The sequence below is a fragment of the Acinetobacter sp. UBA6526 genome, from assembly GCF_002434875.1.
Lineage (GTDB): Bacteria > Pseudomonadota > Gammaproteobacteria > Pseudomonadales > Moraxellaceae > Acinetobacter > Acinetobacter venetianus.
Genome location: NZ_DJLC01000206.1, coordinates 1 through 250 on the forward strand (window position 1 = coordinate 1; position 250 = coordinate 250).

1 protein-coding gene is annotated in these 250 nt (G+C 34.0%); it reads left to right on the top strand.

What is annotated here, in order from left to right; all coding sequences use genetic code 11:
* On the top strand, positions 1-250 hold a 250-nt coding region (locus B4237_RS14100), incomplete at both ends, for a hypothetical protein (RefSeq protein WP_286943619.1).

Below are 250 nucleotides of genomic sequence, written 5' to 3' on the forward strand. Positions count from 1 at the left end.
ATAGGCTTATGAAAAAAGGATCTTATTATATTTTTACACTTTTGTATGTACTGTTAGGTGCATCCATTTTTCTAACTCCTTCAAATATTGTCTTCGCTCAAGATGACGCAGTTGAAGAAATTTTTTGGGGTGATGATGATGAAGGTGATCTTGATGAGGATTTTGACTTTTCAGAGGACGACGATGAATTCTCTGAAGATGAAGAAGGTTTAGATGGTTTTGATTTTGATGATGAATTTGGTGATGATGA